This is a genomic window from Bifidobacterium miconis, assembly GCF_019331735.1.
In the GTDB taxonomy this organism is placed as follows: Bacteria; Actinomycetota; Actinomycetes; order Actinomycetales; family Bifidobacteriaceae; genus Bifidobacterium; species Bifidobacterium miconis.
This window is the reverse complement of record NZ_JAHBBH010000005.1, coordinates 78,770-90,715: the sequence shown is the minus strand read 5'-3', so window position 1 is coordinate 90,715 and position 11,946 is coordinate 78,770. Positions and strand designations below refer to the sequence as shown.

Below are 11,946 nucleotides of genomic sequence, written 5' to 3'. Positions count from 1 at the left end.
CAAACCGGCTACTTGAGCTTGCGTCCGGCGCACCAGACCTCTTCGACCCGCCAGGTTGCCGGATCGGTGAGCAGCAGATCGGCGGCGTAGCCGGGGGCGATCAGGCCGAGCGGCGCTCCGGTGACCTTGTTCGGCTTGTCGAAGCCGAACGCGCGGGCCGGAGTGAGCGTCGCGGCCTCCACGGCGGCGGATGCGTCGAAGCCGAGTTCGATCACGGCGCGGCGCACGGCGACCTCCAGCAGCAGCGTCGAACCGGCGATCGCGCCGTTGGAGACGAGCCTCGCGTGGCCGTCCACCACGTTCACGTCGAGCGCGCCGAGCTTGTACGCGCCGTCCGGGCAGTCGGTGGCGGCCATCGCGTCGGTGACGAACGCGATGCGATGCGGCGCGAACCCGAAGCCGAGCTTGACCATCGGGTTCTGCGCGTGGAAGCCGTCGTTGATGAGTTCGATGGTGACGCGCGGGTCTTCCACGGCCGCCGGGATCGGACCCGGCTTGCGGTGGTGCAGGCCGTTCATCGCGTTGAACATGTGCGTCATGATGCCGGCGCCCGCGTCGAAACCGCGCTTGGCGGTCTCGTAGTCGGCGTCGCAGTGGCCGACCGCCGGCACGACGCCGGCCGCGGCGAACTGCCTGATCGCGCCGATGCCGTGCGGCAGTTCGGGCGCGATGGTGATCTGCCGGATGCAGCCGTCGGCCGCCTCGAGCAGTTCGTCGACGAGTTCGGGCACCGGGTCCTTGAGGCACTCGGGATCGTGCGCGCCCTTGCGGGCGAGCGCGAGGAACGGGCCTTCCAGATGCGCGCCGAGAATGTCCGGACGCTCGTCCATCTTGGCGCGCACGTTGCGCACGTTGCGTTCGATCACGTCGACCGGGTTGGTGATGAGTGAGAGCACCTGACGGGTCGTACCGTGCACGGCGTGACCGGCGCGCGCGACGTCGATGCCGTCCGGACCGTCGTCGAACGACTTCTCCCATGCGCCGTGCGCGTGGATGTCGACATAGCCCGGCGTGAGCACGCGCCCACCCGCGTCGATGATCGCGTTGTCGTCGGCCGGATCGATGCCGACCGAGCGGCAGGCGGATTCGAACGATTCCTCGTCGGTGCCGGTGGCGACGATCACGCCCTGCGCGTCGGAAACGGCCCAGAAGTGGTCTTGCACGCCACGCGCGTCGATTTTGCGCGCGCGGTGGATGGCGACGGGCGACGGCTTGCCGGTCAGCGCGGCCGTGACGCGGGCGACGGTCTGTTCACGAGATTCAGTCATGCGGATTCCCTTCCATGGACGTCAAACGGGCTCCCGGCAAAGGAGCCCGTTTGACGAATCGGATCAGATCAGATGCCCTGCCACGCCGGCTTGTGCTCGAACGCGTAGCGGTAGTAGTCCTTGTGACGCAGGCGGCTGGCGGCCTCCTCGTCGATGATGACGGTCGCGTGCGGGTGCAGCTGGAGCGCGGAGGCCGGGCAGAACGCGGACACGCCGCCCTCGATGGTCTCCTCGATGGCCTCGGCCTTGCCCGCGCCGAACGCGAGCAGCACGAGGTGACGAGCCCTGAGGACCGTGCCGATGCCCTGCGTGATGCAGTGGGTCGGCACCTGGTTGATGTCGTTGTCGAAGAAGCGCGCGTTGTCGATGCGGGTCTGCTCGGCGAGGGTCTTCACGCGCGTGCCGGAAGCAAGCGAGGAGCCAGGCTCGTTGAAGCCGATGTGACCGTCGGTGCCGATGCCGAGGATCTGCACGTCGATGCCGCCCGCGGCCTCGATCGCCGCGTCATACGCGGGGCCGGCGGCGGCGATCTTGTCACCGTCCTCCAGCGGCGCGCCGTCGAGCACGTCGCCGGGCACATGCACCTTGGCCGGATCGAGGCCGAGGGGCTCGACGACCGTGCGGTGGATGGTGGAGTGGTAGGACTCCGGGTGGGTCAGCGGCAGGCCGAGATATTCGTCCAGCGCGAATCCGCGCACCTGGCTCACGTCGATGGACTCCTCGTGCACGATCTTGGCGAGCGCCTGATAGGCGGCCAGCGGGCTGGAACCGGTGGCGAGGCCCAGCACCGCGTTCGGCTTGGCCTTGATGAGATCCGCGACGCAGCGGCCGTAGATCGCGCCGGCCTCGGCCTCGTTCTTGACGATGATGACTTCCGTCATTGGAGCATCCTTTCCTTGCTGTTGCCGCATCCCGGCCATGAACCGTACGGGATCGTGCGGCGCCTGTGATATCCGCTGTTTTGCATGAAGTTTGCCGGCATGGGCCAACCCATCGGCATCCTTAATTGTTAATAATACTTACATAATTGAAAATCCGCCATCTATCGGCGTTTATCGGACTGTCGCAACGCTTGCGAACGGTACAATAGAAAGACAGTTTGTCAAAGATGACCGCTCTTGGCGCCGCGTACGGGCACAAACACCGCATCGTATAATGCAACACGCAGCACGAAGCCGGGCCGAACGGCCCGACGCGGGACGGACAGCCACCGCGACATGCCGGCCCAGACGGGCGCGCCAAGACGCAGCCACACGCATACGAGAACAGGGAGCAGCGACCATGAACGACCACATCCGCGCGGCATTCCCGCTGCATACCCCGGGCAAGACCGCCAAGGCCAGTCCCTCCGACGTGCGGCGCAACAACCGTTCGCTCATGTTCGGCCTGCTGTTCCCCGACAGCAGCTATTCGCGCGCCGAGCTCGGCCGTCTCACCGGCCTGTCCCGCGTGGCCGTCTCCGACGTGGTCAACGACATGCTCGACGAGGGGCTGATCTGCGAAAACGGGCATGAGTCCTCCACCGGCAAGGGCAAGCGCGGCACGCTGCTCAGCGTCGACACGACGCGCCTGCGCGTCATCAGCATCGATCTGTCGCAGGCGCATCTGATCCAGGGAGCGGTCACCGACCTGCTGGGGCGCCCGCAACGGCGCATGGAAATCGCGCTCGGCCCGGACAGTCCCGTCAGCACGGACGCGATCGTCCAGCTCGTCGACCAGCTGGCCGCCGACACGCTCGAAGCGGTCATCGGCATCGGCATCGCCGCGCCGGGCGTCATCCAGTCCGGCGTGATCCGCGATTCCACGGCGCTCGGATGGCACGACGTCGACCTGCGCGGCATGCTGGAATCGCGTTTCGATGTGCCGGTCGTCATCACCAACGACGTGACCAGCTCCATGCTCACGGAACGGTTCTTCGGACAGGCCGGACCAAACCTGCTGTTCGTCAAGTTCGGCCGCGGCATCGGTTCGGCCACGCTCATCGACGACGTGACGGTGGTCGGCGAGCACCATGCGGGCGGCGAGATCGGCCACATCTCCATCGACCCGGAGCGGGGACCGCTCTGCCCGTGCGGCAAGCGCGGCTGCCTGGAAATGATGATGACCCCCGACGTGCTGCGCGAGCTCATGCGCGAGGCATCCAAGGACGAGCGTCCGATGATCATCCGGCAGGCGGCGGAGCGTTTCGCCTCGGCGCTGGCGATGCCGGTCGGACTGCTCGACATCGCCGACGTGTGCGTGTACGGCCCGCCGGACATCATCAACACCACGTTCCTTGAGGCCGCGCAGCAGCGGTTCGACCTGACCACGGCGTCGTCGTTCCACGCGCACACCGTCATCCGCCGCTGCCAGTGCGGCGCGGACATCACCTTGCGCGGCGGCGCGATCGCCGTGGTGCGCGACCACATCGAACTGCACTAGGACCCGGCACGAAGTCGCCGCCCGCGGTCACCAAGACCACGGGCGGCGACTTCGTGCATGCGACTGCGGAACCGCTATGCGGCGTATGCCGCACCGATCGCGCCGAGCGGGGCGTCGGCCGGCACGAGACGCAGACGCGCGCCGAGCTCCAACCCCTTGAGGAACGGGCAGGACGTCTCGCGTCCGTGCAGTTCGTCGAGGATCACCTCGAGCAGCGGCGCACCGGTTTTCGCCATGCCGCCGCCGATGATGATGAGCCGCGGGTCGACGGACTGGGCGACGATCTGCAGCGTGTCGCCGATCGCGTGCGTCACCATGGCGAGCACGCGTCGCGCGTCGGCGTCGCCGGACCGCGCCTTGCCGATGAGATCGGGCATCGGCGGCCTGCCGTCGGCGGTCGGCCACAGCCGCGCCACGGACGCGCCGGAGCACACCGTTTCCAGGCATCCCTGCTGCCCGCACGGACAGTCGAATCGGTTCGGATCGACCGGCACGTGGCCGACTTCGCCCGCCGCGCCACTGTAGCCGTGCTGCAGCACGCCGTCGACGAGCACGCCGGCGGCAAGCCCGGTGCCGAAATTGAGAAAGACGACGGTGCCGGCCGTATCGTCGCCGCACAGCACGCGCGCCGCGCCGACGGCCGCCGCGTTCACGTCGTTGTCGACATGCACCGGCACCCCGCCGAGCCGTTCGCTCACCAGCGGACCCAAGTCGAGCGTGTCGATGTCGAGATTGACGACGTTGGCGATGCGTCCGGTCGCCGAATCCACCCGTCCGGGCGTGCCCATGCCCACGCGGGCCACGTCGCCGAGCCGTTCGCCGGCGACCTCGCGCACCAGACCCACGACGTCCGCGACGACGTTGTCGCCGCCGCGACGGGCCGGCACGCGATGCGACGCGACGACGGCATGCGACGAGTCGAGCAGCACCGCCTCGATTTTCGTGCCGCCGATGTCGACGCCGACCAGATATTGCCGTTCGGTCATGATCATGCCCCCTTGCCGTTGTCGGAATCCGCATCGCCGGCATCGGAACCGCCGGACTCCGATTGACGGAACCCGAGCGACGCGAGGAATGCCAGCGTCTGCTCCCTGCGCTTGAACACGGCCGTGTTGCCGAGGATGCGTTCGCAGACGCTCCCGAGTTCGTCGCGCACGGCGGCCCGGATCGCGTCGCGGTCGCGCGAGCCGTGCAGCGCCGCGTTCAGTTCGTCCCACACCAGCGTGAATTCGCCCACTTCGTCCGGCAGCGAACGGCCTTCGGCGAGCGCGTCCTCGATCGCCGCGAGCTGGCCGACGAGCCGGCCGGGCAGAATGAACAGGCCCATCGCCTCGATGAGCCCGATCGGCTCCTGCTTGACCGGCCAGAATTCGGGATGCGCATGGAAGACGCCTTCCGGGTATTCGTCGCTGACCGCGTTGTTGCGGAAGATGAGGCTCATTTCGTAGCCGCGCGCGGTGCGGATCACGCTGGGCGAGAGCGCGGACTGGCGGTTGCCGTCCGCGTCGTGGCTGGCAATGCCGGCCGCTGCGTCGTCGTAGTCGACCCATGCCTCGCGGATCCGGTCAGCGACGTCGACGATCGCGTCGCGCGAGCGCGAGACGACGCGCACGGCGGTACCCGGCCAGTCGAGGATGTCGACGGTCGCGTCCGTGCGATTCGGCGGCGCGAGCGTCGCCCATGCCGCGGCCTTGAACATGGGCAGGATCTCGCCGCCGCCCTGATAGTGGTCGTGGGCGAGCACGGAGCCGCCGATGCGCGGCAGGGCGGCGTTGCAGCCGAGGAAGTAGCCGGGGAACCGGTCGACGAAGTCGAGCAGGTGCCCGAACGTGTCGCGGTCGACGTGCATGGGCGTGTGCCGCATGTTCACGCAGATACCATGCTGGTCGAAGTAACCGTACGGCGAGAACTGCCAGAACCACGGCTCGCCGCCGAGCGTGACGGGGATGGTGCGCAGCGTGCGCTTGGCTCGTCCGGCGAAGCCCTCGTTCTCGTGGCAGATCGTGCATGCCGGGTATCCGCCGGCGACGGCATTGCCGGCCGCGGCCTTCTTCATGTTCTTGAACTCGGGTTTGGCGAGGTTGATGGTCACGGTCAGGCCGTGCGAGTCGAAGCGCGGGTTGCGCGCGAGCGCGGCGCGTTTGACGTAGTCGCCGGCCACGCAGTAGTCGTAGAACCAGCGCATCGCGTCCATGCCGCCGCGCGGGGCGGCGTCCGCGGGTTCGTCGTCGTCCGTCACGGTGTTGCCGGAGCGTTCGATCGCGGCGAACCGGCGCTGGATCGCGGACGGCGCGGCGCACAGCGCGCCCATGACCGCGTCGGCGTCGTCGCCCCAGTCGTCGGCGTCGAGCAGCCCGGCCGAGAGCAGCGCGTTGCGCAGCACGGCGAGCAGGTCGTCCACGTCGCGGCCGTTCGCGCCCGCCCCGGTTGGCCGGTAGGAGGACAAGCCGAACCGCGCGAAGATGCGGTTGCGCGTCCAGTCGGCGTCGCGCGCGTCCAGTTCGAGCTTGAGCCGCGCGTGGTCGACGAGCGCGTCGATCGCCGCGTACACGGCGCCGTGCGCGACGTCGTGCGCCGCGGTGTCCCGTGCGTCGCTCATCGGTGATCGCCGCCTTCCATCACGTCGGCGACGATGGCGCGCATCTCGTCGGCGCGTGCTTCCATCTCCTGCACGAGCTTGATCTGCGTGCGCGAGCGGACGAGGTTGTGTTCGGGGTATTTGGTGGCGAAGTACACGTCGCCGGCGATGTAGTCGGCGAGGAAGCGCATGCCGCATTCGAGCGTCATCATCATCGCGCCCATGGGCAGGAGTTCGGCTTCGCGCGGCGTGATGCTGGCGCGCAGTTCGCCGACGAACCCTTCCGTGTAGGCGCGGAACAGTTCGGGGCTGAAATGCACCTTGTCGAGGTCGGGCTCGTCCTCGAGCGCGGTGGAGGCGCCGAAGCGGATCGAGTCGCCGAAGTCGTAGAGCATGGAGCCGGGCATGACGGTGTCGAGGTCGATGATGGCGCGTGCCTTGCCGGTGGTTTCGTCCATGAGGATGTTGTTGAGCTTGGTGTCGTTGTGCGTCACGCGCAGCGGGATCGTGCCGTCGGCGAGGCCGTCGGTGATGGTCGCGACCATGCCGGCGTGGTTCAGGTAGAACGCGATTTCGTCGGGGCAGGTCGCAGCCCGTCCGCTGGCGTCGGCGGCGACGGCGGCCTTGAAGTCCTCGAAGCGGTGAGGGGTGTCGTGGAAGTGCGCGATGGTTTCGGTCAGCTCGGACGCGTCGAAGTCGGCCAAGCTGTTCTGGAATGCTCCGAACGCGGCGCCGGATTCGCGGAACACGTCGGCGTTGGGCACGAGGTTGTAGGAGACGGTGCGTTCGATGAAGTCGAAGACGCGCCACGCTCCCCCGTCGTCCGCTTCGAACCATGTCGCGCCGTCGCGCGTGGGGACGATGTCGAGCGTTTCCTGTCCCCGTTCGCGCAGGAACGCGGTGACGAGTTCGATGTTGCGCATGAGATGCACGGTGTCGGGGAAGATGGACGTGTTCATCTTCTGCAGAATGTAGCGTCGCCGGTCGGTGACCACCAGATACGTGGTGTTGATGTGGCCGTCGCCGTACGGTTCGATGCGTTCGGCATCCCCGACGAGCGCGAATCGTGCGGCGATGTCGGCGAGCATGGCGTCGTGGTCCGTCATGATGTCCTCTTTTCCGTGTGCTGATGGGCGCGGGCTGATCGCGATCGGCCGCGCCGCGGATCGCCGTGCCTATTTGTTAAGTATATATACATTTCATATTGCCGCAGTACGTCGCGTTTCGTTCGTACGGCTTCATTGCCGCAGACGATCATGGTAAAGACCATTGACATCATGGCGACGGACTGCAGGTGCAGCCGAAGCGTATGGCCCGTCACGCGTCGGGAGTGGGTCGGCGCGCGACGGGCCGGTCTTGGTTGGCGGGTCGGCTGGTCCCGTCGTCAGATGCGCCGCCAGGCGATGGCGCTGGCATCAAGGTCGAAGCATTCGCTCTCGCCGTTTGGCAGTGCCACTTCGGTGGTCTGAGGACGGTCGGTGTTGTTGATCACACAGTACCAGCCGGACTTGGGGAAGCGCGCGACCTCGCATTCGGGGTTGGTCGAGCTGTAGGCCGCATACCGGTCCTCGTGCCGGCTCGCATGGAACAGGATGCGTTCGAGCAGTCGCGCGTTCGCGGCCGAATACGGCAGGCCGGACACGTATACGCCGCGTCCCTTGCCATAGTCGTTGACCGCGAGCTGTACCTGTCCGCCGTCCGCGCGCAGCAGGGTCACGCGTTCGTTGACCGGGAACGTGTTCGGGATCGGCTCGCCGAAGTCGATGCCGCCGAGCGGCGCCTTGCCCTGACCTCCGCCGCAGCCCGACAGCGGGATGCGGTAGCCGGCCCGCTCCCACGCCTCGCGCGCGGCCGGATCGACGTGCACGTCGGCGGTGATGAAATGGTCGGCCACGACGGGCGGGAAGTACTTGTCCACCGACAGGGTCTGGAACCGCTCCTCGTCCACGCCGAAGACGTCGGCGAGCTGGAAGAAGCGGCCCTGATGCCATTGCGAGCTCGGTTCGCCCACGCCGACGAGCGCGCCGCCGGAACGCACCCACGCGCGCAATGTTTCCGCAAGCCGCGGATCCTTTGCCCAGATGTCGCCGCCCGAGTACGCGGTGTCGACCGGGCCGCCGGTGATGATCACGTCGATATCGTCGTCCACGCCGTGTTCGAGCACGTCGTCGAAGCTGACGAACCGCACGTTGACGCGCATGCCGGACAATGATTCGAGGATGCCGTAGTACGAGGCCGTCTGCTTGTTGGGCAGCGCGTGCGCGACCGTGTACGCCATCCACGAGCGCATTTTGCCCCAGCTGTTGAGAATGGCGACGTTGAGCTCGCCCTCGGCGGCCTCTCCCCCGGTCCTCTCGTGGATGTCGCGGAATTCGTCGGCGATGTGCGTGACCGCGTCCACGAACTTGGGGAATTTCGCGGCGAGCGACAGGTAGCCGCCGTAGCCCATGCGCGCGATCGGGCTTCTCAGGATCGCGCGGCGGGCCTTGCGCCAGTTGTCCCACGCCTCGATGCTCGGGTCGTTGCCCTCGTAGAACGTGTCGGGGAAGAAGTACGGCAGGAAGCGGCCTTCGGTGTACTTGACGCCTTTGATGTCGGCGATCATGCGCGTGGTGGTGCCGTCGCCGATCGAACCGACCACGGTGTCGAGGCCGAGGTCGCCGAAGCCGTCCTTGTACGGTTCGGTGCCGATCCACTGGTCGCCCAAAAACATCATGGCTTCCTTGCCGGCCGCATGCGACATGTCCGCCAGCTTCTTCACGTTTTCGCGCACAAAACCGGACAGGAAGTCGATCCAGTCGCGCTGCGCCCTGCCCGGCACGCGCCACGCCGAGTTGTAGCAGCCTTCGTCCACGAAGTCCTCCGCGCGCAGGCGGTAGCCGTATCGTTCCTCGAAGTCGTCGAGCGCGCGCGGCGAGACCGTGCACGAGCAGCCGAACCAGTCGACGATCTTTTCCCGGTGCTTGGGATCGAAGATCAGCGTGAACTGGTAGAAGAACGTGGTGAAGCGCACGACATCGGTGTCCGGATTCTCCTCGAGCCATTTGGCGAACGTGTCGAACACGAACCTGCGGGTGGCCGGATGGTAGATGTCGAACGGGATCTCGTGTTCCTTGTCGCCCCAGTCGTTGGTGAGGTGATTGTACATTTCGACCGGGTCCCAGATGATGTAGGCGAGGAACGAGACGGTGTACTCGTGCATCGGCGTCGCGCCGGTGACGCTCACCGTGTGCGTGTCGATGTGCACCTCCCACTGCTCCGGATCGACCACCGCGCCCGTGGTGCGGTCGATGACCTCCCAGTATTTGGCGGGGTTCGCATCGTAGTTCGGGGTCAGCTGCTCGGCGAAGAAGCCCTCCATCAGGTCAATCGACACGTGGTCGGTTTCGGCGAGCACGCGCTGGGTGAGCAGGTAGACCTGAGGGGTCTCGTCCATGTGCAGGGTGATCCACTCGTTGTGCGCGCGGGTCGGGAAGTACGCGCTGTAGATCTTTTTGCCGAGCTTGCGCACGGCGTCGTCGAGTTGGGTGCCGTCCGAGTTGCGGATCGCGTCCGCGCCCCATAGTTCGGCGAGTTCCTTGGTCTTCTCGGCGAAGTTCGATTCGCTCGGAAGGGTGAAGCGTCCGGTGGTCATGAAATCTTTCTCCTTTATCCTTTGACGGCACCTGCGGCGAGGCCGGCCTGCCAGTAGCGCTGGAGGCCGAGGAAGAGCACGATCACGGGCAGCACGCCGAGCAGCGCGCCCATCATGAGGGCGCCGCGCTCGTTGAACGTGGCGAGCGAGACCATGCCGTACAGGCCGAGCGTGACGGGCTTGAGCGTATCCGCCGAGATCATCATGAGCGGCAGCAGGAAGTTGTTCCACGTCGCGACGAACAGGAACAGGAAGATCGTCACCATGGCCGGCGCGAGGATGCGCAGCACGATGGTGAAGAAGATCCTCGCCTCGCTGGCCCCGTCGATGCGCGCGGCCTCGAGCAGTTCGTTCGGCACCGAGGTCTGCGCGTACACGCGGCCGAGGAAGAAGCCGAACGGCGAGACGCAGCACGGGATGATGACGGCGAGCATCGTGTCGGTCAGGTGCATCGCGTGGAAGATCGAATACTGCGGGATGGTCAGCAGAGCGGCCGGCATGAGCATGCAGCCCATGATGACGCCGATGGCGAGGTTCTTGCCGCGGAAGTTGAACTTGGCGGTGGCGTAGCCGGCCATGACGGCGACGAGCGTGCCGACGGCGGCCGAGACGCCCGAGTAGATCAGCGAGTTGAGCACCCAGCGCCAGAAGTTGCCGCGAGTCCAGCCCAGCAGCTTGCCGTAGTTGGTGGCGATCGCGTTCGGCAGCTGGTCGAGCCCGACGGCGAACCACAGGCCGTTGCTGCCGGTCATCTGGCTGGGCGTCTTGGTGGACGCGATGATCGCCCAGTAGATCGGGAACAGGAAGTAGATGAGCGTCAGCACCAGCACGACGATGGTGACGGTCTTGACGGCCGCGGACGGCTGCATGGAACGCGGCAGGTCGTTGGCGTGCAGGTCGCGGATGCGATCGGCCTTTTTGCGCGCGCGCAGGGCGGCGCGTTCCTTCTGGGTCATGCTGCTCATTCCTGGTTCACCTTCCTTTCGGCGAGGGCGTACAGCGCAGCGAGAATGCCGGCGATCAGCGCCATGACGATGGCGATGGCCGAGGCGGGGCCGTCACCGCTCGGGGTGAGGGTGCCGCGCGAGGTGTAGAGGGCCATCATCATCGGCGTGAACGACTTGGAGATGCTCGGGTCGGACACGGACATGATCTCCGGCTCGTTGAACAGCTGGATGGTGCCGACGATCGACAGCAGCATGGCGAGCAGGGCCGCGGCGCGCACGTTGGGCAGCTTGATGCGCATGGCGATCTGGAATCCGTTCGCGCCGTCGATGCGGGCGGCCTCGTACAGGTCGTGAGGGATGGCCTGCAGCGCGGCGAGGAAGATCAGCATGTTGTAGCCGGTGAACGTCCAGGTGGTGATGTTGGCCATCGAGCCGATCACGATGTTCTTGGCGAAGAAGTCGACGTTGATGCCGATGGCCGCGAGCCCCTTGACGATCGGCGAGATCTGGCCGTTGTACAGGAACACCCAGATGATCGAGGCGACGACGCCGGGGATGGCGTACGGCAGGAAGTAGCCGAGGCGGAACACGGTGACGCGCTTGACGATGAACGAGTCGAGCAGCATGGCGAGCGCCAGTGCGGCGATGATCATGAACGGCACCTGAATGAGCGTGTAGAGCAGCACGCGGCCGATGCCGGACCAGAACGCGGCGGACGTGACGACGTACTGGAAGTTCTGCAGGCCGACGAACTTGTTGACGAGCTTGCCTCCGCCGTACGCGCCGCCCCCTTCGGCGACCTGGCGGAAGAAGCTGGAGTAGATGGCCCAGACGATGGGCAGGATGAAGACGAGCGCGAACAGGATGGCGAACGGGGCCATGAAGGCCCAGCCGGTGCGGTTCTCGCGCTTGGCGGCGTCGGAACGCTTCGGCTTGGAGGATCCGGCCTTGGTCGCGTTCGCCGCATGCGTGGTGTCAGTCATGGGAACGACCTTTGCTTTCGGATGGGAAGATACGATGCGATTCATAAGGAAAGGCCGGAGCGTTGGACTCCGGCCTTTCTTCAGATGGTGTGGGAACGGCTGTCATCTGCCGGAA

9 protein-coding genes are annotated in these 11,946 nt (G+C 66.5%); 1 reads left to right on the top strand and 8 read right to left on the bottom strand.

The features are described 5' to 3' along the window. Window positions 1-8: 8 nt before the first annotated feature. Window positions 9-1,268: an N-acetylglucosamine-6-phosphate deacetylase gene (locus KIH79_RS03015; RefSeq protein WP_219058040.1), complete on the bottom strand. Its 1,260-nt coding sequence runs from the start codon at window positions 1,266-1,268 to the stop codon at window positions 9-11. 68 nt (window positions 1,269-1,336) lie between these two features. Further along, entirely contained in the window at window positions 1,337-2,149 is an 813-nt protein-coding gene (nagB, locus tag KIH79_RS03010) for a glucosamine-6-phosphate deaminase (RefSeq protein ID WP_219058039.1), read from the bottom strand. A 400-nt stretch (window positions 2,150-2,549) separates the two neighbouring features. Between nagB and KIH79_RS03005 the strand changes: the two genes are divergently transcribed. Then, the gene (locus KIH79_RS03005; RefSeq protein ID WP_219058038.1) at window positions 2,550-3,689 is read left to right on the top strand and encodes an ROK family transcriptional regulator; all 1,140 of its coding nucleotides are present in this window, start codon (window positions 2,550-2,552) and stop codon (window positions 3,687-3,689) included. A gap of 74 nt (window positions 3,690-3,763) precedes the next feature. Here the strand turns inward: KIH79_RS03005 and KIH79_RS03000 are convergent, their stop codons facing one another. The 6 genes from KIH79_RS03000 to KIH79_RS02975 form a co-directional block, all read right to left on the bottom strand. Beyond that, on the bottom strand, window positions 3,764-4,675 hold the full coding sequence (locus KIH79_RS03000; protein WP_219058037.1) for an ROK family protein: 912 nt from the start codon (window positions 4,673-4,675) through the stop codon (window positions 3,764-3,766). Window positions 4,676-4,677: 2 nt separating this feature from the next. After that, window positions 4,678-6,288, bottom strand: coding sequence for a galactose-1-phosphate uridylyltransferase (locus KIH79_RS02995; RefSeq protein WP_236023558.1), 1,611 nt, complete (start codon window positions 6,286-6,288; stop codon window positions 4,678-4,680). Next, a complete protein-coding gene (locus KIH79_RS02990; protein ID WP_219058036.1) occupies window positions 6,285-7,373 on the bottom strand; it encodes a phosphotransferase enzyme family protein in 1,089 nt (362 codons plus the stop codon). The genes KIH79_RS02995 and KIH79_RS02990 overlap by 4 nt, the downstream gene beginning before the upstream one ends. Window positions 7,374-7,651: 278 nt before the next feature. Further along, on the bottom strand, window positions 7,652-9,901 hold the full coding sequence (gnpA, locus tag KIH79_RS02985) for a 1,3-beta-galactosyl-N-acetylhexosamine phosphorylase (protein WP_219058035.1): 2,250 nt from the start codon (window positions 9,899-9,901) through the stop codon (window positions 7,652-7,654). 14 nt (window positions 9,902-9,915) lie between these two features. Further along, the gene (locus tag KIH79_RS02980) at window positions 9,916-10,866 is read right to left on the bottom strand and encodes a carbohydrate ABC transporter permease (RefSeq protein ID WP_219058034.1); all 951 of its coding nucleotides are present in this window, start codon (window positions 10,864-10,866) and stop codon (window positions 9,916-9,918) included. Further along, the gene (locus tag KIH79_RS02975) at window positions 10,863-11,831 is read right to left on the bottom strand and encodes a carbohydrate ABC transporter permease (protein WP_219058033.1); all 969 of its coding nucleotides are present in this window, start codon (window positions 11,829-11,831) and stop codon (window positions 10,863-10,865) included. Before KIH79_RS02975 ends, KIH79_RS02980 begins: the two co-directional genes overlap by 4 nt. Window positions 11,832-11,946: the final 115 nt, after the last annotated feature.